The sequence below is a fragment of the Pseudoalteromonas sp. SCSIO_11900 genome (genome assembly GCF_000576475.1).
Lineage (GTDB): Bacteria > Pseudomonadota > Gammaproteobacteria > Enterobacterales > Alteromonadaceae > Pseudoalteromonas > Pseudoalteromonas tetraodonis.
Genome location: NZ_KK070025.1, coordinates 182871 through 206243, shown reverse-complemented (window position 1 = coordinate 206243; position 23373 = coordinate 182871). Strand labels below are relative to the sequence as shown.

21 protein-coding genes are annotated in these 23373 nt (G+C 38.2%); 12 read left to right on the top strand and 9 right to left on the bottom strand.

The genetic code is table 11. The features are described from left to right. From BG00_RS15185 to hsdR, 3 genes are all read right to left on the bottom strand, one after another. Positions 1 to 1719 (bottom strand): restriction endonuclease subunit S, encoded by a 1719-nt coding sequence (locus BG00_RS15185; RefSeq protein ID WP_036983729.1) that lies wholly within the window; start codon positions 1717 to 1719, stop codon positions 1 to 3. Further along, positions 1719 to 3194, bottom strand: a complete 1476-nt coding sequence (locus BG00_RS15180) for an N-6 DNA methylase (RefSeq protein WP_036983727.1) — start codon at positions 3192 to 3194, stop codon at positions 1719 to 1721. The genes BG00_RS15185 and BG00_RS15180 overlap by 1 nt, the downstream gene beginning before the upstream one ends. Positions 3195 to 3285: 91 nt before the next feature. After that, positions 3286 to 5739 carry an EcoAI/FtnUII family type I restriction enzme subunit R gene (gene hsdR / locus BG00_RS15175; protein WP_036983726.1) on the bottom strand — a complete coding sequence of 818 codons (2454 nt, stop codon included), beginning with the start codon at positions 5737 to 5739 and terminating at the stop codon, positions 3286 to 3288. 861 nt (positions 5740 to 6600) lie between these two features. On the opposite strand from hsdR, the gene BG00_RS15170 reads away from it, so the two are divergent. The 3 genes from BG00_RS15170 (at position 6601) to BG00_RS15160 (ending at position 10953) form a co-directional block, all read left to right on the top strand. Next, positions 6601 to 7575 (top strand): hypothetical protein, encoded by a 975-nt coding sequence (locus BG00_RS15170; protein WP_036983725.1) that lies wholly within the window; start codon positions 6601 to 6603, stop codon positions 7573 to 7575. A 97-nt stretch (positions 7576 to 7672) separates the two neighbouring features. Continuing rightward, a complete protein-coding gene (locus tag BG00_RS15165) occupies positions 7673 to 8596 on the top strand; it encodes a hypothetical protein (protein WP_036983724.1) in 924 nt (307 codons plus the stop codon). A gap of 641 nt (positions 8597 to 9237) precedes the next feature. After that, the gene (locus tag BG00_RS15160) at positions 9238 to 10953 is read left to right on the top strand and encodes an ATP-dependent nuclease (protein WP_036983723.1); all 1716 of its coding nucleotides are present in this window, start codon (positions 9238 to 9240) and stop codon (positions 10951 to 10953) included. 188 nt (positions 10954 to 11141) lie between these two features. Here BG00_RS15160 and BG00_RS15155 read toward each other — a convergent pair whose 3' ends face one another. Further along, on the bottom strand, positions 11142 to 11543 hold the full coding sequence (locus BG00_RS15155; RefSeq protein ID WP_036983722.1) for a hypothetical protein: 402 nt from the start codon (positions 11541 to 11543) through the stop codon (positions 11142 to 11144). A gap of 55 nt (positions 11544 to 11598) precedes the next feature. Further along, positions 11599 to 11910 carry a hypothetical protein gene (locus BG00_RS15150; RefSeq protein ID WP_036983721.1) on the bottom strand — a complete coding sequence of 104 codons (312 nt, stop codon included), beginning with the start codon at positions 11908 to 11910 and terminating at the stop codon, positions 11599 to 11601. Between the two features lie 445 nt (positions 11911 to 12355). Between BG00_RS15150 and BG00_RS15145 the strand changes: the two genes are divergently transcribed. The 9 genes from BG00_RS15145 to arsJ all read left to right on the top strand — a co-directional run bounded on the left by BG00_RS15145 (position 12356) and on the right by arsJ (position 20650). Beyond that, the gene (locus BG00_RS15145) at positions 12356 to 12691 is read left to right on the top strand and encodes a hypothetical protein (protein WP_036983720.1); all 336 of its coding nucleotides are present in this window, start codon (positions 12356 to 12358) and stop codon (positions 12689 to 12691) included. Between the two features lie 107 nt (positions 12692 to 12798). Then, on the top strand, positions 12799 to 14103 hold the full coding sequence (locus BG00_RS15140; RefSeq protein ID WP_036983719.1) for a tetratricopeptide repeat protein: 1305 nt from the start codon (positions 12799 to 12801) through the stop codon (positions 14101 to 14103). 234 nt (positions 14104 to 14337) lie between these two features. Beyond that, positions 14338 to 14616, top strand: a complete 279-nt coding sequence (locus BG00_RS15135) for a hypothetical protein (RefSeq protein WP_036983718.1) — start codon at positions 14338 to 14340, stop codon at positions 14614 to 14616. Between the two features lie 94 nt (positions 14617 to 14710). Then, complete coding sequence (locus BG00_RS15130) at positions 14711 to 15424, top strand: hypothetical protein (protein WP_036983717.1); 714 nt, start codon at positions 14711 to 14713, stop codon at positions 15422 to 15424. Positions 15425 to 16084: 660 nt separating this feature from the next. After that, the gene (locus BG00_RS15125; RefSeq protein WP_190276284.1) at positions 16085 to 16858 is read left to right on the top strand and encodes a metalloregulator ArsR/SmtB family transcription factor; all 774 of its coding nucleotides are present in this window, start codon (positions 16085 to 16087) and stop codon (positions 16856 to 16858) included. Positions 16859 to 16869: 11 nt separating this feature from the next. Next, complete coding sequence (gene arsB / locus BG00_RS15120; protein WP_028835005.1) at positions 16870 to 17892, top strand: ACR3 family arsenite efflux transporter; 1023 nt, start codon at positions 16870 to 16872, stop codon at positions 17890 to 17892. Between the two features lie 14 nt (positions 17893 to 17906). Then, positions 17907 to 18410 (top strand): cyclin-dependent kinase inhibitor 3 family protein, encoded by a 504-nt coding sequence (locus BG00_RS15115; RefSeq protein ID WP_016898911.1) that lies wholly within the window; start codon positions 17907 to 17909, stop codon positions 18408 to 18410. Positions 18411 to 18412: 2 nt separating this feature from the next. Further along, positions 18413 to 19423, top strand: a complete 1011-nt coding sequence (locus BG00_RS15110) for an ArsJ-associated glyceraldehyde-3-phosphate dehydrogenase (RefSeq protein WP_036983715.1) — start codon at positions 18413 to 18415, stop codon at positions 19421 to 19423. Between the two features lie 9 nt (positions 19424 to 19432). Then, a complete protein-coding gene (arsJ, locus tag BG00_RS15105; RefSeq protein WP_036983714.1) occupies positions 19433 to 20650 on the top strand; it encodes an organoarsenical effux MFS transporter ArsJ in 1218 nt (405 codons plus the stop codon). Between the two features lie 50 nt (positions 20651 to 20700). On the opposite strand, the gene BG00_RS18280 is transcribed toward arsJ, so the two are convergent. The 4 genes from BG00_RS18280 to BG00_RS15090 form a co-directional block, all read right to left on the bottom strand. Beyond that, a complete protein-coding gene (locus tag BG00_RS18280; protein WP_081762927.1) occupies positions 20701 to 20919 on the bottom strand; it encodes a GDCCVxC domain-containing (seleno)protein in 219 nt (72 codons plus the stop codon). Then, entirely contained in the window at positions 20907 to 21296 is a 390-nt protein-coding gene (gene merC / locus BG00_RS15100) for an organomercurial transporter MerC (RefSeq protein WP_036983713.1), read from the bottom strand. The genes BG00_RS18280 and merC overlap by 13 nt, the downstream gene beginning before the upstream one ends. Positions 21297 to 21352: 56 nt before the next feature. Continuing rightward, positions 21353 to 21730 (bottom strand): MerR family transcriptional regulator, encoded by a 378-nt coding sequence (locus BG00_RS15095; RefSeq protein ID WP_036983712.1) that lies wholly within the window; start codon positions 21728 to 21730, stop codon positions 21353 to 21355. Between the two features lie 210 nt (positions 21731 to 21940). Beyond that, positions 21941 to 22390: a 5' nucleotidase, NT5C type gene (locus BG00_RS15090; protein WP_036983711.1), complete on the bottom strand. Its 450-nt coding sequence runs from the start codon at positions 22388 to 22390 to the stop codon at positions 21941 to 21943. Between the last annotated feature and the right edge of the window lie 983 nt (positions 22391 to 23373).

The window sequence follows — 23373 nt, the reverse complement described above, 5'->3', positions numbered from 1 at the left end:
CTAGGCCAACTCTTCAAGCTTTAAGCTGTCAGCTAAATTACTCTTTATTTCTTTAGAAGAAAGAATCTCGTTATTGAGACGGTCACAAATAGCAAATAAGCTATCTACCATTTCACAAATCTTTTTCTGTTCATTAAAAGGTGGCAATGGAGTAGGTATAGAGCTTACTTGCCCTTGGTTTATTGACGCTTGACCAATCGCTTCTTTAGCAAATGAAGCGATTTCTTTCGTGGCAATCGCGCTCATCATAAATATGTTAAGATACTCAGAAGATAAGTGACTTTTGAAAGGTTTAGCTCGCATGTTCATGCTTTCATACAATAAATCTTCTGAGTGCTCTGGAATAATAGCTGTTTTTCCTACTAGCTCTTTACTGTTGACTCGGTTGATCAACAAGTCATTAGCTTCTAATTTATAAGTCTCAAGCTCTTCTGAAGTTACTTCTACCCTTCGAGCATCGTCAAACACGATTTTACCTTGCTGAATATTATACATTCTCAATGATATGCAGCCGTCATCAGTATAAAATTTACTTGGTTTATACAAACCGTTGGCAAATGATTGAATTAAAGTACCAAACGGAGTCCATTCCCAACTGTCAGGTAAGTCAAAAGGTTTGTCAGCTTCTGTTATAGGCGCAGGTGTTTTTTGTTTTTTTATTTTCTTATCTTTGATTAACTGTTCTTTTTCTTCAGCGATCCTTTCTAACAATGCGGATGCTGGTTCATCGTTAGGGTCTTGTTTTACTAATTTACCTATTACAGCGAGTTGCAGGATCGTTTGTTTTAGTTGGTCGATGCTGTCTTCGGTGGAGAACAAGGTGTCGAAGTGTTCGCTAATACGTTGCCAGCTTTCGTTTAGCTCATCAGCGTCTTTGGCGTTGGTAAGCGTTGCCAATAATGTTTCAACCAATGTTTTATGCGCTTCGATACTTGATTCTGTTTGTGATTCAAGTTGATCACACAAGTCCATAAGTTCTTTAACTTTAGTTATTATTCTTTTTTGTTCACGAATAGGTGGTAAAGGGTAGATAATCGAATTCAGTTTAGCTTGATTTAACTTTGGAACTGTTATTCCAGTAATGTATTCGCTTAAATCTTGTTGAGTTAGGCATATGATCAAATAATCATCTAAAACAACTGTTTTGAAAGTTCTTAAAACATGGGCATGGTTGTTTACCCATGATTTGCCTGATACTTTAAAAGCCGTTGAATCACCAGCGCCCCATTTAGCACCATCTTCACCCACTAAGACTATATCTTCATCGAAGATATATTGATTTATGTAATCTACAATACCTGAAGCGCCGTAATACGGATATTCACCTTCTACCCGATTGTTTTTAGATATTGGTTTTCTCAATTTATCCAATACCTCTACCGTATTACCTAAACGCACGAATTCCCAAGAAGCTGGAGCTTGCACTTTTAATTCATCTTCAGTAATTGTTGGTAACTGCGGCGCTTTCTTTAATTTCCCACTGGAAAGGAGTTGCTTTTTTTCAACTTCAATATTCTGTAACAGCTCACTAGCACTACCATCTTCTGGATCTTGATTCGTGAGTTTGCCTCTGACAGCCAGATCTAAAATCAGACTTTTAAGTCTTCTAATCCCATATAATTCATGCTTATTTGAGCTGCCTCTGCCTGATACAGATTTGGTCTTAATTGCCGATGTCCAAATATCGAGATTTTCAGTAATAACGCTTTCTACAGACATTAAGCTTTACCCTCATCATTTGATGAAAGTGCATCAGCCAGAATACCTTTTAGTTGGTCACGTAGTTGTTGAATCTCTTTTTGTTGCGTTTGATATTGCTCAAGCAGCTCACCTGGATCATGGCTTATTTGCTCACCGACATGTGGGTTTTTAATATCTAAGTTGAAGTTACGTTCAATCACTTCTTCAATTGACACTTTCCAAGCTTGTTCATTTTCAACGCGGCCAGAAAAACCATTACTTTCTTCACCCCACCACTCAATTTCAGTTTCAAATTCTTCAAACTTCATTGGCTTAGTTTTAGAGTAGTTTTTAACGCCTTCTGGATATGGGTGTTCATAGAACCAGATATCTTTTGTTGGCTGGCCTTTAGTGAAAAATAGGATGTTGGTTTTAATACCCGTATACGGGTTAAATACCCCATTCGGTAATCTTAAGATAGTGTGAAGATTACATTCTTCGGTTAATAACTTTTTGATTTTGGTCTTAACACCTTCGCCAAACAATGTGCCGTCTGGTAATACTACTGCTGCACGGCCACCGTCTTTTAACACCTCGACGATTAGCTGTAAGAATAAGTCTGCCGTTTCACGAGTTTGCATTTCCGCAGGGAAGTTTTGTTCAATACCGTCTTCTTCCGTGCCACCGAATGGCGGGTTGGTCACAATAACGTCGAAGTCGCTATCCCAGCTTGAGAGTGGTTTGTTTAAGGTATTGCCATGCTTAACTTGCACAGGTACTTCGATTCCGTGCAGCATCATGTTGGTTGTGGCTAATAAATGCGGTAGCTGTTTCTTTTCAACTCCGTGAATTTGGCTTTGCAGCGTTTTGTGATCAGCACCTGTTTTCACATAGTTATTTTTTACGTGATCCACCGAGCAAGCAAGGAAACCACCCGTACCACAAGCTGGGTCGAACACTTGCTCACCTAACTTAGGATCAATACGGTTTACCATAAAGCGTGTTACCGCACGCGGGGTGTAGAATTCACCTGCATTACCTGCACTTTGCAGGTCTCGCAAGATTTGTTCGTAGATATCACCGAATAAATGGCGCTCTTTAGAATCAGTAAAATCTACTTCATTGAGTTTATTGATGACTTGACGAAGTAACGTACCATTTTTCATGTAGTTAAATGCATCAGAAAATGCTTCTCTAACAACGAAACCACGTGGATTTTTGTCAATTGGCGCTGTGAAGTTTTTTAAAGTTGGAAATAAATCGTCGTTAATAAATTCTAGTAATTCGTCACCTGTGATCCCTTCAGAATTAGCCGCCCAGTTACGCCATAGGTATTGCTCTGGAATTGGCTCACGATAGTCGTCCAATTCAAATTCAAGCTCTTCTTCTTGTGCGTCGAAAATCTTTAAGAAGAGTAACCAGGATAACTGACCTAAACGCTGTGCATCACCATCAACACCTGCATCTTTGCGCATGATGTCTTGAATCGATTTTATAACTGTACTAATTGACATTAAATTGTATTCTCTAATTCTGGGCTTCTTGTACTACTAGCTAACTGAATTCCCTTTTAGCCTTTGTAAGGCGACACTTTAATATTTAGTGTTAGGCTTGTTTTTCAGGTATAGCTTCGTAAATTGCTTTTTCTAATTCGGTAATTGCCGCTTCGTATTGCTTTGCGCCGCCGAAGCCTTTTTTGGCTAGTTCTAACGGGCGGCCAAGCTCCACCACTTTTCCTGTTTTAAGGGCATCTTTACTTTCAATGGCTGTAACGCCTTCATCACTGTACTTGTTTAACAGTTCATCAAGCACAGTTTGGGCTAGGTCGCCATATTTGGTGAAGTAATTGCGCTTTTTAACATTGTTTGCGCGTTCTTTGCGCGTTAGAGGCGGTTGGTCAAAAACAACGTGGCAGATCATATCAAATGGGTCTAATTCTTTCCCTACTTCTTGCTCTAAAACTTCCCAAATAATGCCTTCAGCTGCAAGTTCGTCAATAATAGCTTGTTTGCGCTCGGCTTCATCCCAGCGTTTTACAAACTCATCAAGAGAGCTAAAGGTTTTAGTGAGGGTTTTACGTGTGTAATCTTTAAAAGATTCGGTAACGAGCTTACCGTCTTCATCATAATATTGAACACGTTCACCCAGTTTTTTAACCGAAACGCCGTTGACGTGGTATCTGTTTACCTTTTGTTCTTCTTCGCCCCAATCATCACCACCCATTTCACCTGATGGATAATCGGTTTCAACCTCATCTGAAGATGAATCATAATCGGCATCTGATTCTCCAATTCCGTCAAGTTCATCACCAATGGTTGGTTCAGTATCTTCAATCACATTATCAAAGTCTGATTCGGGATCGTTAATATCGTCAGGTTTTGTTGATATTACTTTTTCTGGAATACCGTCAAATCGTTCGTCGGCAAATAGTTCAGTTGCTTTCTTAAAATCTAAGATTGTAAACCATAACTTGCCAAATCGGTCATCAATACGAGTACCGCGCCCGATAATTTGCTTGAACTTGGTCATGGATTGAATGTTTTGATCGAGTACAACTAGCTTGCAGGTTTTGGCATCAACTCCTGTTGTCATTAATTCAGAGGTAGTAGCAATAACAGGGTACGGCTTTTTAGGGTTAATAAAGTTGTCTAGCTGTGCTTTTCCAATTGCGTCATCGCCTGTGATTTTCATCACATACTTATCGTTTTTAGCCACTTGCTCTGGATTACAGTTTACAAGTGCTCGGCGCATTCGCTCAGCGTGATCTATGTCGTTACAAAACACGATGGTTTTAGACATAGGATCCGTTCGCTTAAGGTAATTGGTGATAGTTTCTGCCACTAACTGCGTGCGCTCATCTATTACCATTGTGCGGTCAAAATCTTTTTGGTTATAGATACGGTCTTCAATTACATGGCCGTTTTTATCGACCATCCCCTTAGTTGGTCGCCAACCTTGTAGATCGACATCTATATCAACACGAACAACTTTATATGGTGCTAAAAAACCATCTTCAATACCTTGTTTTAATGAATATTGATAAACAGGCTCGCCAAAGTAATCGATATTAGAGACTTCATCGGTCTCTTTTGGTGTTGCTGTTAATCCAACTTGGGTTGCTGAGCTGAAGTATTCGAGTATTTCTCGCCAAGCGCTATCTTCTGATGCACTCCCTCTGTGGCACTCATCGATGATGATGAGGTCAAAGAAATCTGGGTCAACTTGCTTGTATGCTTTTTGGCTTTCTTCTGGGCCCGTTAGCGCTTGGTATAGTGCTAAATGAACTTCGTATGCGGGGTCTACCTTTCTCCCAGTGATTTTAGTCATCGCTTGACCAAAGGGCTGAAAGTCATTGATACGAGTTTGATCGACTAATACGTTTCGATCGGCTAAAAACAATATTCGTTTTTTTGCTTTTGCTTTCCATAGTCGCCAAATAATTTGAAAAGCCGTGTAGGTTTTACCTGTGCCTGTTGCCATGACCAATAAAATACGGTCTTGGCCTGATGATACGGCTTCAACTGTTTTGTTTATCGCTTGTAGCTGATAGTAGCGTGGAGATTTTCCCGAACCATCATCATAGTAATCTTGTGTAATTATCGGAAGTTGAGCTGGTTGGTAGCCTTTGTATGTGCAGTATTTATCCCAAAGCTGTGCGGGGGGTGGGAAGTCTTCCAGAGTTATTTCTGACTCTAATTGTGCTGGATTGGTTTTATCGTGAAATACAAAGCCGTCGCCATTACTGGCAAATATAAATGGCACATCTAGTAAATTGGCATAATCTAAACCTTGCTGCATTCCTTTGCCAATCTCGTGTTTATTAGCTTTGGCTTCAATTACAGCTAAAGGGATAGAAGGTTTGTGATAAAGAACAATATCAGCACTTTTTACTGTTTTACGTGCAGCAGCCATACCACGAACGATGACTTTACCGTCTCGCAGTTTCACTTCTTGGCGAATTTGCGTCATATCATCCCAACCTGCTTTTTTAACAGCAGGCATAATGAATTTAGATATGATATCTGTTTCGCTTAGTGCTTTTTTGTTAATTGGACTCATACGAATACCTTTTCAAATCCATTTGTTCGTGAGTAAAAGTGCTTCGCGTATTACCAATAAGAGACTGATGCTTTCTTTTCTTACGAACGGTTTATTTTCATAGTTTTGCTTATAACTATGAAATTGCCCAACTTAAATTTATTACAAATAAACTAACAAAACGATTAAGGTTTGTCACTTAGAAAACAAGCAGATAGCCTTTAATATATTACTCTTGATGTATTGTTCTGCAACTGATTCTAAATTTCAGCAAAAGATTATATATCGCGTATTAGTTTTTAATGTTGAGATGATTGTATAGCCTAAGAATGGGAATAAATTAGCGAAGTGACCAACTACTTTTTCAAACATGAAAAAGTTAATAAAAGCTTGAGCGAAGCTCAACAGCAAATCGCGTAGCATATAGAGCAATGAAATTGCTCTGGATGTGAAGCCGGAGTCAGCATCGCAGATTAAGCGCGTTCGAATTTTGCTTAAGCAAAACTGGTTATCACTGCGAAGCTAAGTGGTAGCCAGCCAAGCCGCAAGGCGGCACCGAATTGGACAGGTGCATTTATGCCTCTCCCCCTGGACAATGGCGGGTGAGAAGGCGCTTAATCAGCGGTAGCTGACTCCGAGTAAATCTAATACCGACAAACGAAGTGCGAAGAGCTAGTGTAGCGACAAGTCGCGTAAACACTGGTGTGTAAGAGATTTACTGAAAGAGCGAAGTTCTTCTCAATTTGGATAAATTGAGTTTGTTAAGCAGATTGCTTAGCAAGGCAAAGCCCTAGCATGATGCAAGGCATATGCTTAGCCTATGCTGATAATTGGCATGGTTTGAACCTTGGTAATTGAGCTTCAATAAAGCAAGGATAAAGCATGAAACAAATCGAAAAATACTTACAACTTCCGTTAGCCTATTTTAAAACATCAGACATTACTAACCCAGCCCAACTCGGTTCTATAAGAGAAGATGCTGTTATTACCTGGATTGGTCGATTCGGTCTGAGCAGTAAAACAGTAGTTCAACAGTTACTGTCATTAACACGTGAAGCGGTTAACAAGCTCATAAATAGAATGAAGAGTAAAGGGCTTTTACATGTTCACCAAACGTTTGGGAATACCGACCAAGCTTTTATAGTTTTAACGAGCGAAGGTATTCGACGCACTGAGTTTTTATTACAGCAAGAATTACATTTAAAGTCAGATGTAAGCCGAATCAATGAACGTAACTTGGTTCATGATCTCAGTATACAGCTTGTGGTGATAAACCTAATTCGTGATAACAAAATAGATGGTTTCACAACTGAGCGCGAGTTAGCATTAATTCTGGAACAGCGTAAGAATGACGATCGTTTGGTAGATAGTATTGTTAGGCTTGCAGAGTCAAAGACCTGTGTCGCTATTGAAATGGAAACATCGAATTCAAAAAACAAAGGAAATGGTGAGCTTCGCAAGCGGATATTAGATAAATACTACCAACAACTTCAGCTAAGTGATGGACTTTATAGCCAAGTATATATGCACAGCCATCGTCAACGGTTCCTCACTCAAATTGAAAAAACGCATCAACGTATTTTTACAACAACTAAGTTTGCCTTCACAGACCAACAAGTTGCTATTTTAAAAAATAACATAAAATTCAAAGCCCATGAGTGCAGCCATATTTATGAGTTAATGTTTAACTCGGATCGAAAACTCACCGACGAAGCAAAGGCTCCAGAAATCAATGTTAAAGGCTATTTAGAAAAATTAGATGAACTGACAGCATTGGCAGAGTCGTCATCAGACACTGTTTTGCGGCTGCGTTTAGATGGATTTAAAGATGCTGGGGTAGTGCTTGGTCTTATTTGATAGCTTATACTCAAATAGCACTTGCCACGAAATATGTTTTGTCTTTTTGCCTGAAGATCAGATATGTGGCAATTAAATTAATACAGGAGTTTTTAAGTTGAACCAAATCAAAATAAATACATGGCAAGAGTGGGAAAATATATGTACTTATTTGGCGTCAGAGAAAGTCAAAAGTGTATTATCTGAAAAGACAGGCTTCATTCATTATGGCTCCTCTGGTCAAAGTCAGTTTGGTGTAGACCTAGTGCCAAATTCATATATTAGTAAAAAGGTTGTTGTTCAATGCAAACTTTTAAATGGAATGTTGACTGAAAATATTGTTAAGGGGGAGCTAAGGAAGACTGATAAATACTCTAACGATATAGATGTCTATTTAATCTATACGACGGGAAAAAGAGATGCTCGGCTTATTGACAAACTAGAGCATGGTTATAAAGGTATTTATCAAAGAGCTAATGGAAAAAAGTTTAATTATTTCATTTTTTATTGGGACGATATGAACCCTCTAGTTGAATGGAGTGACGAAGCCCTTAGGTGTTTTTTTCCTAACTTATTTCAACAACGGCACGACGCGCAACGAGATGCCTACTTAAATTCTTTGAAGTCCTTGAGAGATTACATTCCTACTGTGCTGACAAAAAAAGATTTAGAGTGGCTTGAAAAATGGGATTTTTATAAAGGGTGGATGTATGAGGAAGATATCAACCCATTTTTAGAATTAAAAGATGATGTGTATCAACTAGGTAATGTACTACGAGCACCCAACATCTTCACATGTTCAGATAATGTTTTAAAATTACGAGAAACGCTTCCAGCTGGTTATGAGTTTTTTGGTTCCCTGTCTGATTTTTGTAACGCAATTACGGGACAAATAATATCTAAAGGAATAGATGTGGAAAAACCAATCTTAACTATAACTGATCTCCCTTCATATAGAGGGATTTGTAAAAATTGGAAGTATTATGCAAATACACTATTACAGGTGTACAGGAGACAAATTCTTGGTGAGCAAGTTGGATAGCTAGTAGTTCGGCCTATAATGTCATTGTCCTTGGGAGCAATGCTCCCTTATTTTTGACCTAAGCTTCAGTATTCAAAAATGCTCATAATGAGCAACCCTTCATACTTAACAAGTTACCTCGTGACTTGTCGAACCAATGTAAAAATTCGATATGAGGTTTATCAAATTTTCAATACGTTCGCCGTTACGTTAAAGCATGGCAACGACATAGTGAAAAAGTTAAAGTTTTGGTTCCTGCATTTAACTATAACTAGTACCGTATTAAGAGGAATTCTATTGGAATTTTCTAATTACAAATTGTAAAAAAAGCATCAGTAACATGCGCTTTTGCAATCTAGGTAAATACCTTAAACAGCTATCGGATGCGCAACAATAAGCAAGAACAAGATCTTCGCCTAATTTGTTTTCGGTTGTTAATCTAAAAGTTACTTGAGTGTTCAGGAAAGCGAGCAATGTAGTCGTTTTCATCCTTAATAAATTTTAGCTTTAAGGATGAAAGCTAATTATAGCAATAAGTTATCTGTTATGATAAAAGCTCTCTAAGTAAAGTTCCAAGCGGTTTAAGGTAGGAAAATGACCGAATCGCTTATAGGGTAAGATTGTTATATACAAGTAGTTCATCAGAAAGTAATGCTTATCAAATGAAAATACAAATCAAGAAGTTTAAAAAAATTGAAAATGTCTCTGTCGATTTGGAACCTTTAAATATATTTATTGGGACTAATAACTCAGGAAAAAGTAGCTTTATACAAGGAATTCAATTTGCTGTTTCTAGCTGCCAAACTTTGAAGCTCAAAAAAGGTAATTGGATCAAAAATAAAACAAAGACACTATCACTGGATTCAAGTGAATATTTGTATACACCAACAAATGACATAGCATATTTGTATCATGGTAAACCTTTAGCTGGCGCTAGAAGAAGAGAAGACAGGCGTTGGATTGAGTTTATTTTTAACGATGGCGTTACTTCTACTGTGCAAATATCTCGCGGAAAAAATGGTGGTTTTACAACAATGCTAACAGGTCAAAAACTTGGTGACCAGTTAAGTGAAATTGAAAAACCATATTGTGTTTATGTTCCAGGTATTGCAGGTATTCCAATTTTAGAAAAATATGAAGTTCCAATAGCAGTTAAAAAATCAGCGACTCGTGGAGATAGTAATAACTATCTACGTAATATTTTATACACGATTAGTAATGACACTAAAAAGTGGGAATCGTTTAAAGATTCTGTTAATTCAATTTATGAAAAAATAGACATAAAAGTTGAATTTGATGAACACGCCTCTGAATTTATAAATGTTTATGTAATCAGTGACAATGTCAAATTGCCACTTGATTCGGTTGGAACTGGTTTACTCCAAATTGTACAAATATTTGCCTATATAGAATATTTCGATCCTAAAATTATTTTGTTAGATGAACCTGACTCACATATTCACCCGACTAAGCAAAAACTGCTTTCAAACGAATTGGTTAAACGGACGAGTAAAAACCCTGAATTAAAAGTGGTATTTTCCACTCATTCTAGATATATACTCGAATCACTGGAGGATAAAGCAAATGTAGTTCACTTTCAAAATGGAAATGCCATATCAGGAGTTAAAGGAAGTAATATATTATTAGATATCGGAGCTGCGGACGCGGACTATTTGTTCTCAAAAAAAGAGCTTAAATATATTATTGTAACTGAAGATAAAGTTGATAACGTTTCGGAAAAAAAGGAGTTTCTTAAAAATTTTTTAATTGCTAATGGATTAAACGAAAGTGAGTTTGTATTACATTCATACGAAGGCTGTACGAAGGTAGATTTTGCAAAAATACTGCAAGGATTTGTAAGAAAACAAATTCCTGGTGTCAAAGTAATTGTTCATATAGATAGAGATCAAAAACTAGATACAGATCGCGAGGTAATGAAACTTGCTGAGGACTGTGCTAAAAGAGATTTGCTGTTCTTCATGACTAAATATCAAGAAGTTGAAAATTATTTTTGTGTCCCGTCACATTTGAATCAAATTTATGATGTACCAATTGAAGAAGCAAAGGCCAAGTATTCACTTTTTATCAGCGAGTTAAGAGAAGAGGCTATTCGAAAATTATCTAACTTTATACTTAGAGAAAGGCGTGAGTTAAGCCTAAATAAATCTGATAAGATTGATATTGCGACAGTGAATCAGCTCGCGAATGAATGGTATGAAGCATACAGTGAAGAGTTCACTCCGGGAAAAGAATTACTTGGAAAAATCAAACAATATATTCAAAATGAGTTGAAGAAAAATCCAAATGACCTGTTAAATATATCTGATTCCCTTCGATGTGAAAAATTCCTTACTTTAGTTACAGAGGAAAGTTCATAACACACTTTCAACAGAACAAAAACTGTTGACTAAATTTCGCTCTGCTGCACTTTGTAGCCAACAGTATTGACTACTTAAATGAGCGTTAAAAATCCGCTTTTGGCACATTATTTTATTCTAAGGTTGAGCTAAGGTTTGGAAAGTAATAATTAGTGTTAATAAATTTAAAAAGGGCTGATATTCAGCCCTTAGATAAAATCGATCATTTCCTCAAATTCAGAGAACGCCTCTTCGTTAAAATAACGAGACTTAGATACACCAAAAGTTGATATGAACTCGCTATCAGTAATACTGCCAGCTTGAAGATTTTCATACATCATTTCGCCAAAAACACAGAATATTAGTCCGCGTTCTTTCGGTTCGAAAAACTTTTTCTGAAACTCTTCAGGAAGTTGTTCTAGCAAGCCCTTAGACAATACAAAGCCATTGGTTTTAAATTGTTCATTCTTGTGCTCATAGATGTAATCCAAAGTTTCTGGATTAAAATACCAGCAGACCCTAAAACGATCATCCCAATGACCTGGCGTTCGTGTTTTCCTCGTAAATAAATGAATAAAAGGTGTTTGATCATTTTCTGTCTTGTTACTCATGGGGTAAGTCCTTAGTTGATAAACCTCATGAGTAATTAAGTTCGGCGGCAGGGAATTAAGCCTCTTGGTTGCTGTCGCATTCATCCAAAGCAATGATTAGTTGATGCAAGTTTGTTTTTCTAGAGTCGTAAACTTGGGTCTCAAGGGCTAGTTCAGCGAGTATTTTCGCAATTCTTGCCAGTGCGTCTTTTTCAGCTGGGTGTAGGTGATCAAGTTGATAATCAAACATGCTATACCAGTCAAACTTATATAGGTTTTTACTCGTTAGGTTTTGTGCATCGATTGAGCGCTGAGTTATCGCAATAGCTCGACCAAGTTCTTCATTTAAAAAGCACATATATGAGCCTTTTAGTGGTTTGTTTTTCATAAAGCTGTCTCCTTTTAATTTGCTTCTATTGATATCAAGGAGCAGGCTGAGGAAAATTTATAAAACACTTTGATTCTAAGTTTTTTTCATTAAAGTTAAAAAGCCAAGTAAGAGCTAAGAAGAGTAAATATATGGAATGGGTATTGTTTTTATGCTACCTCATATATGAGGCCATCAAAGTTTACAAAGAGTGTAAACAAAATAAGCAAACGTTTTGGCAGTGGTGTAATACACCATTAGAATTTAAAGACGACTACAAAATGGATGCGTAATGATTGATTTAATGTTTATCGCGGGCGTTGGGGCGGCTACAGTGCTGGTCTTTATATCGGTTTACTATGTGATCAAAAAGACTCTTGAAGCCAAGTATATAAAAGGGAAATAGGACTAAATTTTCTGATAGTGGAACTAGGTACTTCTGAGGTTAAAAATTTAGGAGACCACAATGAACACTAACTTAAAATTAATCGAGCTGACACAACAGCAACCAAGTATTGCTAACGATGAAGACTATATTGCCCTTTATGAAAGCGGTACGGACTATATTTATTACGTTCGCAACTATGTAATGTCGCAAGAATTTATAGTCGTGAGTGTGAGGATATTTGAATTGCTACCCGAAGAGCACAGACCGATCACCAGCGTTTTTGTTCGGTCAAATTTTTATGTGATCAGGCGATTTAAAAGGCTCATCAGAGAGCATTTATTGCAATCGGGGCAATTACAGCACTTTCAGCATTTGTTTGATTGCTCTGTATCAGAGTTTTTTGACTCGTTATAAAATTAAGCCAGCATTTTGCTGGCTTTTATTTTACTAATATATTGAAAAATATAACTTTTCCATTACTATGATTGTTGTAAATCAGTTGTATCATTAATGGAATAATAATGAAAAATATAATAAAGCTTATTTCCCTTCCTTTGTTAATCACCCCCTTGTTTCTGAGTGCTAATGAACTAGAAACCAAATTTACAAATGCACTGGAGATTGAAAAATACTCTACAGATAGAGCTTTCAAAATTTATAATGAATTAGCAGAAAAGGGCTTACCTTCTGCTCAAATGAAGATGATCTTTTATCATTCGAATCCTAGAAGTTCTAAGCTTGACTTTGTTGAAAAACAACCTGAAAAAGCTAAACGTTGGTTAGACAAAGAACTCAAAGCAAATAACCCCGATGCTTATTATGAAAAAGCGATTTTGATTAGCCTAGAGGGATCTATGTATCAATGGGGGACTCCAGAAAAAAAGGCTAATGATAAACGATATATTGAAACTATGATGAGAGCTGCTGAATTGGGAGACCCTGAAGCACAATCGGCAGTTGCTTCTGCTTACATGAAAGGTATTTATGGTCTCGATAAAGATGTTAAAAAAGCAGCCTTGCTATACGAAGCTTCAGCTAATAAAGGTAATACAGATGCCAATATGATGCTTGCAAAGCTGCGCGGGGCTTATGGTAATGAATTTGTTGAGCCTGACTATGAAAAAACATACGAAAATACACTTTTAGCATATAAGGATGACTTGCCAGAGGCGTTTTTGGAGTTAGCAAAAATACATGCTAGAGGTTATCGTATTGAGCGTAGCTTTCTGAAAGCGTTGAACATAATTGAAGAACTTAACAAAAAAATGTCTGCAGGTCTATACGGAGGAACATCTCAAAAGTATGAGGATAGAGCGAAGTTTGTTAGTAGATGGGAGCTGGTCAAAGATTGTGATAACAAAGCTAAAACAGTAGTGTTTCAATCGAACTTACTTTGTGCTAAGAGAAACGAAGTTAGAGCAAAATTAGGTTCAATGGGGCTTAAAGCAATTGAAGAGGATGATAGATATTGGGATGACATTTACGACTCTTCGACTATCTTACCTGGAAGCAAAAAGTTAAGAATAACCTATACATTAGATGGGTATTTTGCCAAAGCTGAATATATTATAGAAAAGTCCTCATATGAGTCTACTTTAACGAAACTTAAGGGCAAGTATGGCTCTTTAAATGAAGATGATTATCATCATTCTAAACAATTCGAAGATAAGATTTATGTTTATCTTAGTAAACCCAAATCTTACAAAAAGTTTATCTCTCTTGAGTATATAAACCCTATATTTAACTCTGATGTTCATTATGTAAAAACTATGAATGAGAGAATAAAAAAGTACAAAGAATCAAAAGCATCACAACATGCAATCTAAAGAAGCACTTTGATAACTTAATTGTTAGATAGCTGTTTAATCTATTAAGCCAGTCGAAAACACAAAGTTTCCCTTCTATGGTCATATATACAATTAACGGCAAACTTAATCACATTTGAGTGCAGCTGTTACCACATAGATTTATGCCCACCTTTAGGTGGGCATTTTCATGTATTTCGGAAACCTTGTTTCCTTTAACCTGTTACCAATGCGTAAATTGATTAGAGGAATAAAATGGTTAAACCAAAGTTCTATGTGCGGTGGGCAGTTAGCTACAGTGACTCAACTTATACCGACATCGTTTCACAGCTTTCAGCAGATGATTTGGAGCAATATTACTGTGAAGATGCTGAAATCGACCTAATGATATTCGAAGATGATCCCGACCACAGTTTTAGCCCAGAAGAGTTGTTTCTTTTTAAACCAGCACATAATTTGTCGATACCCAGCTGGATTAAAAACCGCTTTAAGTTTGAAATAGATGCAAATATGAATATTGTTTATTTTGATTAAAGTATTTAGTGCAGGAAAAGCTGTTTATTGTATTTTGGAAATGTGTTTTTGAATAATATGTTTTAGTTTATTTTGTAATGAGAGTAGTAGTCCCTTGAATAATTTCGAGCACATTGAGAACAAGCAACAGTCTAATTGTCCGCCACCAAGATTTTGTGCATTTTACCTCATAGACGGCCATGTTGAGTTAAGTTTGAGTAGTCGAACTTTAGCTGCCAAACATGACATTTATCTGATCGTTCAAGCGCTGTATGATGAGAATGGACGCTGGATTATTAGTGATGAGCATGATCACTATAAAATACAGAAAAACATGTGGGATTACCTTCATGATTTACCAACTATTGAAGAAATTCCGTTGCGTGAAACGATAAGCAAGCTCAACAATAAAATTGAAGATAAATATGGATTAACCATAGCGTCATCATCGGAAATTCAATTCCTAGCTCTGCGCGAAAATGACAACCCTTGTGTCGATCCAGAGTATTTAGCAACACAAAAGTATCGAGATACCAATCTTAATAGAGCGGCCAAGGAAGAAGGTTATGTTGTAACAGGTTATAAAACTGAAACTCAATGGATAGATAGCTTAAACAACACCGCTGAGCGATTTATACCTGGGGCTGTTGCTGTTGATGCTAAAGGCAATAAGTGGGTAGCAACTGGCTATTACCCTGTGAATACTAAAGGTTTAAATTGGCGACTTGTTTACCAATTCTCTGACGATGTTCATTATAAAGACGTTGAACTGGGAATTTATGATATCGATGCGATAACTCTCGTTGATGTAAACGGTAACGTTATCTGATTTAGGGTGGAAGTAATTGCTATCTAGCTACTATTGAGTATATTTGTTACTTACTAATAGTTAGTATTTCGCTATAACAAAGCTGAGGTGAGGAAAGCGTTGTGACACTAGGTATCTATATTCTTCTCGCGTTCATTATTACTATTGTTTGTGTTTGTCATGCATATTATTTACTGACAAAAAAGAGTGTGGACGCTATGAATTCAATCAGCAACGATGAGAAAGTAAGCTCTGAGGGGTGAAAATGTCTATTGAAATGCTCTGGTTTATTCCCGCACTAATCTTAACCTTCACGGTTTTATGCTCTATACATGACGTTAAAAAGAACGAAAAAACTGATTAAGTTTAACCTATTTAGGTATGCTTTAATGAATAACCTTTAACTTGAACTGTCAGATTTGAATAATAGAACTCAAACAAACCTGACAGTCGCATATGTGCCACTTTGAGTCGTTCAGTTTAATTCTTTGCTCAACTAATAAAAACTAATTAACAGACGTTTTACCTAATTCATTTAGGTCAGTGGCTTAGCTCTCCAATTGACCAACTGCGGTATTGTACTAGCAGTTATACTTCTAACTAACACTACTCATAACTCATTTTTTCGAAAATATCTGTTGCCACCGCCACATAACAAATTTATTATATAATAAATTCATTATGGAGCATTTCGTGAAAGTTCTCTTTTTATGCACTGAAAACTCAGCTAGGTCTATCATGGCTGAGGCGTTGCTAAAACATCATGGTAAAGGTGAGTACGAGGTTTATAGTGCTGGTACTGAGCCAAATAGTGTTGATAGTCGTACCTTGTCAGCTATCGAGCACTTTGGGTTACCTACCGATGGATTACACTCAAAACACCTTGATGAAGTTAGCAATATCCATTTCGATTTTGTTATTACCCTGTGTGATAAAGCGGCAAAAGAGTGTGATAGCCGAGTCAATGGTACTAACTGCCTTGCTTGGGATTTCCCTGAGCCTCGTTCTCGTAGAGATGCCAACCCGTTTGAAAAAACGCTACAAGAGCTAAATGAACGGATCAAAATGTTTTTGCTGATACAAGAAAAGCAAAAGCCAGCGCCAATAACGCCAACTACTTTTTACAAAGCTCTGGCTGATGATATTCGCTTGAAAACGCTTTTAATCATTGCGGTTGAGGGTGAAGCGTGTGTCTGTGAGTTGATGACTGCATTAGATGAAGAGAGCCAGCCCAAAGTGTCCCGTCACCTAGCACAGCTTCGAAAAACAGGCATTTTATCTGACAGAAAGCATCAGCAATGGGTGTTTTATTCGATCAATCCAACATTGCCAGCGTGGATGAAGCAAACCATCACCTCAACGGTCGTGAATGAGCCTATTTTTATCGAACAAGAGCTAGCCAGATTAAACTCGATGGGTGACCGTCCTACGCGTGTGGCAAGCTGCTGTAATTAAGGAATGTAACTATGGGGATTTTTGAACGTTATTTATCTGTTTGGGTGGCGATATCAATTGCTGCTGGTGTGGCGCTGGGGATTGTTTACCCACCTCTTTTTGAAGCTATTGCAAAGCTTGAAGTTGCCCATGTAAATGTAGTTGTTGCTGTTTTCATTTGGGTAATGATCTACCCAATGATGGTGCAAGTGGATTTTTCAACCATTAAGGAAGTAGGGAAGAATCCGCAAGGCTTGGTATTAACTTTGGTGGTCAACTGGCTTATTAAACCATTTTCAATGGCTGCTTTAGGTTGGTTGTTCTTCGAAGGCTTATTTGCCGATTTTGTATCACCAGAAACAGCGCAAGAATACATCGCTGGTATGATTTTACTGGGGGTTGCACCTTGTACGGCAATGGTGTTTGTCTGGTCGCAATTAACCAAAGGTGATGCGAACTATACCTTAGTTCAGGTGTCGGTGAACGACATCATCATGATTTTTGCATTCGCTCCCATTGCGGGGTTATTGCTTGGTGTAACAGACATTCATGTACCTTGGGGCACCTTGTTTATCTCGGTGATTTTGTATGTATTGCTCCCTTTAATCGCGGGAATCCTGACTAGAAAACACTTAAACAGCTCAGGTCGCGATGAAGCAGCTATCACAAGTTTGCTAGAGAAGTTAAAACCGTTTTCTGTTATCGGTTTACTGGCAACAGTCGTTTTGCTGTTTGGCTTTCAAGCTAACACCATTATTGAGCAACCACTTAATATCTTGCTAATCGCCATTCCGCTTATCCTGCAAACCTATGGCATTTTCATTATTGCCTATTTTATCGCGGTCAGACTCAAGCTTAAGCACAACATTGCTGCACCTTCTTGTTTGATTGGTACATCTAACTTCTTTGAATTGGCAGTGGCAGTAGCTATTTCCCTTTTCGGCTTACATTCAGGCGCTGCATTGGCGACCGTGGTTGGGGTTCTGGTTGAAGTTCCAGTTATGTTGTCTCTCGTATCGATTGTGAACAGAACAAAACATTGGTTTAACGAATAATTAAGAGGCTTTTTATGCACACTCATCCATATGACATACTAACACTTGATAATGGCGCAAGCTTTATCTTTACTCCTTGCCCCGGAACAAAAGACGTTGATTTAACAACATCGGTTACACAATTGAAAGATGCTGGAGCACAAGCGATTGTGACGCTGATGTACGATGCAGAAATGAACAAGAATGAAGCCGAAGACCTTCCTCAAGTGTGTGATGCACAAGGTATTAAATGGTTTCAGTTACCTATTTTAGATGACGATGCACCAAATGAAGATTTTGCAGCAGCGTTCAAATCAAACCTTGATGACATGCTATCTATCTTACGCAATCAAGGCACCATTGCCGTGCATTGTAAAGGCGGCTCTGGTCGCACAGGCTTAGTCATTGGACTACTGATGTTTGAACTAGGTTACGACAAGGCAGACATTATTAAACAAGTGCAGAAAATGCGCCCTAAAGCGCTCTCACACCCAGTACAACTTTCTTTTTTCAATGAGTTTCAAATAGTAGGAGCTTAACAATGGCAATTAAAATTGGTATTAACGGTTTTGGCCGCATGGGTCGCTTAACACTTAGAGCTGCTTTTGGTTGGCAAGACATTGAGTTTGTGCAAATCAACGATCCTGCTGGCAATGCAGAAACGCTAGCACATTTATTAAAGTACGATTCTGTGCATGGTACTTGGTCACATGATGTAACCCATGATGACAATAACGTGATAATTTATGGTCAAGCCATTCGTGTAACGCAAAACAAAGCAATTAATGATACGGATTGGTCTGAATGTGATTTGGTCATTGAAGCGTCAGGCAAGATGAAGAAAACTGAGTTGCTACAAGCCTACTTAGACCAAGGAGTAAAAAAAGTCGTTGTAACAGCACCCGTAAAAGAAGAAGGTGTACTTAATGTGGTTATGGGGGTTAACGACCATCTATATGATGTTGAACAGCACTCAATCGTAACGGCAGCGTCTTGCACCACAAACTGCTTAGCACCAGTGGTGAAAGTGTTACTGGATAAAATCGGCATCAAACATGGCTCGATGACGACTATCCACGACATTACCAACACTCAAACGATTCTAGATGCTCCGCATAAAGATTTACGTAGAGCGCGTGCCTGTGGCATGAGCTTAATCCCAACCACTACAGGTTCGGCAACGGCGATTACTCATATTTTCCCAGAGTTGAAAGGTAAGCTGAATGGTCATGCGGTACGTGTGCCTCTTGCGAATGCTTCAATTACTGATTGTGTATTTGAGGTTGAGCGTCCAACAACGGAAGCTGAAATTAACGCTTGGATGAAAGAAGCGGCTGAGGGCGAATTAAAAGGCATTCTTGGTTATGAAGAAAAGCCACTTGTGTCTATCGATTATAAAACCGACCCACGTTCTAGCGTTGTCGATGCATTATCAACAATGGTCGTTAATGGCACTCAGGTGAAGCTGTACACATGGTATGACAACGAGTGGGGTTACGCTAATAGAACGGCTGAACTTGCTCGTAAAGTCGGATCATCAATTAAAGGGTAATGTAACACTATGAAGCGCTTGACATCATTATCAGACGATATTAAGCAATACCTTGTTGTCACAGGTAACTACTGGGCATTTACCTTAACAGATGGCGCACTACGCATGTTGGTAGTGCTTCATTTCCACGCGTTAGGCTATAGTCCGCTTAGCATTGCGATGTTGTTCTTGTTTTATGAAATATTTGGCGTTGTCACTAATTTAGTTGGCGGCTTCTTAGGTGCCCGTTTAGGGCTAAATAAAACCATGAACATTGGCTTGGCTATCCAAATTATCGCTTTACTGATGTTAGCTGTTCCTGCTGAATGGTTAACAGTCGTGTATGTGATGATTGCACAAGCGCTTTCAGGCATTGCCAAAGACTTAAACAAAATGAGCGCTAAAAGCTCAATTAAGATGTTAGTTGCTGCTGGACAAGAAGGCACATTGTTTAAATGGGTTGCGGTATTAACAGGCTCTAAGAATGCCCTGAAAGGCGTTGGCTTTTTCTTAGGAGGCTTACTATTAACTTTGCTTTCCTTCAACGGCGCAATGTTGTTAATGGCAGGTGTTTTGGCTCTTGTTTGGTGTTACAGCCTTTATGCTTTGAAAAACGACTTAGGGAAAGCCAAGAATAAGCCTAAGTTCACTGATATCTTCTCAAAAAGTCGTTCTATTAATATCTTATCGGCTGCACGACTCTTCCTGTTTGGTGCTCGTGATGTGTGGTTTGTGGTTGCACTACCTGTATTCTTATCACAAGCCTTTGAATGGGATCATTGGACGGTAGGCGGCTTCCTAGCCCTTTGGGTGATTGGGTACGGTATTGTGCAATCAATGGCTCCTAAGTTAATAAACTTCAAAGATAGCGTTTCTCCTGCCACTGAAACCGTAAAATGGGCGAGCTTATTGGCACTGGTGACATTAGGTATTGCCTTATCGTTATACTTTAGCTGGGAAGTTAAAACACTGCTCATTGCTGGTTTAATGGTATTTGGCGTACTGTTTGCCATTAACTCTTCACTGCACAGTTACTTGATTGTTAGCATGGCTGATGCCGATGGCGTTTCGTTAGATGTTGGCTTTTACTACATGGCAAATGCAATGGGGCGTTTAATTGGCACAGTGTTGTCAGGCTGGGTTTTCCAGCTATACGGGTTAGCTGCTTGCTTGGGTATTTCGTTTGCTTTTATTAGTTTAGCGGCACTTATTTCTGCCAAGTTACCAGCCACAGGAAGAACCAAGTAAACAATTTGCATTAAGGCTTTCCCCTGACACTAAGCAGTCAGGGGAATGAATTATTTACCAGTGCAACAACTATTCCCCTCTTGAATAGGAGGACACTTTACTGTTCCGTAAGAACAATAAACGCAACAATCTCCCTTTAACGGCTTAAGCAATGTTTTACAGCTTTCGCATTCGTAATACCACTGACAAGCGTTTGTAGGCATAGTCTCAACCTTACTAAACCCGCACTCTGGACAGGTTATCTTTGATTCTAACTCTATACCTTGCATACTGGCTCCTTAACGGGCTTAACCATATCCAACACTGACATGACAACCATCCAAATGATCCCAAAATAAAATAAGTAAGTGCTCCAGTCGTATTGCCACAATGGATAAAGGGTTAACAATACTGCAATTGGGCCAATGACACTTAAAATGCCTCTTACCACATGCTTATGTTGATACCAATTATAGAAATTAACTAATAACGCTAGTGAAGCAAACAAGGGCAATAAGGTGTTAACAGCAATTCCTTCAAAGTGTGATAGGAAACCCAATCCAAGAGCTGATGCTAATGAGCCGAGCGCAGGAAAACACGCTGTGCAGCTTAGCGCGGCTAGCCAAACGCCACCAGAGCCGATTTTATCGAGAATTTTATTAATCATAATTACCTCTATTTTTGAGGTATTTTAAACTCCGTACATGGGTACGGAGTCAATGACTACTTAAGCGAATTGATAATTGGGCAGGTTTTTGGATCTTGATTGGCTTTGCATGAGTCTGTCATATCTTGAATTACTTTTTCCAACCTCTTTAAATCACTGATCTTATCTCGAATCAGTTGCAGCTTTTGTAAGCCCAACGATTCGACTTCAGCGCAATTACTGCTTAAAGACATCAGTGATTCTATCTCTTTTAGGGTAAATCCTAATGCTTTAGCTTTGAGAATAAACTTGAGTTGACTGGCATGAGTTTCGCCATACATTCGATAACCTGATTCTGGTTTTGGTGGCTGTTCTATTAAACCTTGGCGCTCATAAAAGCGGATAGTTTCAACACAGATATCTAAATATTTTGCCAGTTTTCCAATGGTTCTCATAAACACACTCTTTCGAAGAAGAGACATCATTATACAATTAATGCGGGTTGGCTAAACGTTCTTAAGGTGCAATTAATTGCCTAACCTCAATTTTAGGGCATGAACGGGTTCGCTAAGCGTCCGCTTTGTAGAATTAAGTCCAGATATCCAGATAACTCTGACTGTCTCTTATTCGCTCATACCTGCCTGTCAGGTATGAGCTACTGAAACTTAGATTTGAGCTTCAAAATATTTTAATACAGCTTTCCAATTTGGGTAGTCGCTCTGCCCAAAATAAATTAGCTTGCCCTCAAAATGCTCTTGCCCACGTCCACTGCTATGATCATCAATTAGAACGTCACCTTTGAGCAGCCCTTTATTGCTGCAAATTATTAGTTTAGGAGTCATTTCATACCCAAATTTATCCTCAATCCATAATCTTTTCTCTGAGTATGACAAAGGATTTTTTGTGGATGGGGCTGTTAAAATATACAAATCAATATCTTTTCGAGACCTTAGCTGTTCTATAGCGGTTAATGCACCTTCTAAAGGTTCTAGGCTTCTAAAAAAACCAGGTTCACTTTGTGGATATGGGGTCGCTAGCGATTGAGCTTTTTTCTCGCGGATCTTAGCTGAGTAATCACAAAGAACATCATCCATATCGACGTAAACAGTCAGCATTATTTCTCCAAGTTTTATCAAGCGTACTTAGGTTTTAGTATATGGAATTTTATTTATATAAGTAATTAATAAATAGTTATTTTTAACTACGACGAAACGTTGGGTGTATAACGAAAACTATCACTTGTGAATACCTATTTTGTAACTAGGTTAGAGAATGTCCAAAACGCTTTCACTTTTTCCTTATTTAATATTCCGCATTGTTCGTAATAGTGTAAATAAGCAATATTATGACTGAGTTTCTGCCGCAATAGTGCTTATTTTCATTATTGTGAATGAACAATATTCCTGCTTTCAACTACGACCTTAAGGTGGAGAAATACCGAAATACTATCTACCATGCTTGATAAACAACCCCCTATTTTGGTGTCATCGCAGTTGCTTTGGTGTCATCTTAGTTACTTTGGTGTCATCGTAGTTACTTTGGTGTCGTCGTAGTTACTTTGGTGACGTCGTAGTTACTTTGGTGTCGTCGCAGTTAGATCTAGTTTTTGGTGTTGTCGTAATTAAATCTATTTGGGAGCCGCAGAGGTAATTTCAGTTGTCCTATACTGCTTTATTTCCAATGCTTTGTACCCATTTAATAAACCAGCATACAAATTAACACTTAACAATTAATTTCTTATGGTTTGTGTTTCAGGGGGGAGAAAGAAGCGGTTAGCACCTCTATTTTAAAAGTTATCAACTACGACCTTGAGGTGGGTAAATATCGAAATACTATCTACCATGCTTGATAAACAAACTCCTATTTTGGTGTCGTCGCAGTTGCTTTGGCGTCGTCGTAGTTACTTTGGCGTCGTCGTAGTTACTTTGGTGTCATCGTAGTTACTTTGGTGTCGTCGCAGTTACTTTGGTGTCGTCGCAGTTACTTTGGTGTCGTCGCAGTTACTTTGGTGTCGTCGTATTTACTTTGGTGTCGTCGTATTTACTTTGGTGTCGTCGTAGTTACTTTGGTGTCGTCGTAGTTACTTTGGTGTCGTCGT